The following is a 1,003-nucleotide window of genomic DNA, read 5'->3' as shown; positions in this document are numbered from 1 at the left end:
ATCCACGAAGCATTAAAATCAACTTCAACAGGGGTACCATTAACTGTTACTTTGACTTTTGAGTCATCTACAATTTCTCCACCACTAGAGAAGTCAACAGGAGTATCATAGACACCATCAACCCAAAAGCCTCTTAAATGAGTATGAAGTATAAATTTGGGTGATGAATTTACTAGATCATAACTAAATTGATACGATACGTTTGTGGCACCCGCTTCTGAACTTGTATTGCTCCAAGATGCATTTTCTAATTCATAACCCCATAGTTCAATTTGTCTAGGGTCTGTTACTTCGTCTAAAGCTTGGCCGTTACTAACAGCTGTTCTAATAAATGTCCAAGGATAGCTTGCTGGTATGCTATTGTTCTTAACACTTTTTAAGACAACCTTTATACTATCCCCAGAAACTGCCGAAGTAGGATCTGTTAACCGAATATAGAGACCATTACCATTATTATATGAAGTGTCGAAATTTATTTCAGCTGGAGTACCATTAATTGTTACGCTGACATTAGCATCATTAAGTGGTTGACCTAATAGGTTAGTATCTATCCCATTACTTGCTGCATAAAAAATCCTATCTGGTGAGCTAATAACGATATCATACTCAAATATAAACTCTGAACTTGTATCTCCAGCAACAAGGGATGTCTGACTCCAAGAGAAATTATTTAGTTCAGCTGATGAAACATCTACACTCATAATGAGTACAAGTAAGACAATAAATGAGTAATATATTCTACGTACAATGCTTTCCATGACATATTCCTTTGTGCTCGAAGCAAAATGTAATAACTAAGTATAAGGTGAAAAACACAAAAATATTATTACGAATTATTACATTGGATTTGACTCAAGTACTCCTGAATAAGGGGTTGCCTCGCAAAGTTGAGAGTGAGCGTCCGGCGAACTACGCCTTGCTTAGATTAACATGCCAAGGTAAGAGACTATTGAGATCACAGTTGGGGGGAGATAGCTGTTCCAAGCAATGTTCGATGTAATCG

1 protein-coding gene is annotated in these 1,003 nt (G+C 36.8%); it reads right to left on the bottom strand.

Annotation, left to right across the window (positions count from 1 at the left end):
- On the bottom strand, window positions 1-758 hold a 758-nt coding region (locus tag L2764_RS27350; RefSeq protein WP_248943475.1), incomplete at its 3' end, for a hypothetical protein.
- Between the last annotated feature and the right edge of the window lie 245 nt (window positions 759-1,003).

Origin of the sequence: Shewanella surugensis (assembly GCF_023284005.1) — a bacterium.
In the GTDB taxonomy this organism is placed as follows: Bacteria; Pseudomonadota; Gammaproteobacteria; order Enterobacterales; family Shewanellaceae; genus Shewanella; species Shewanella surugensis.
The sequence above is the reverse complement of the archived record's forward strand: the minus strand, read 5'-3'. Positions and strand labels throughout refer to the sequence as shown.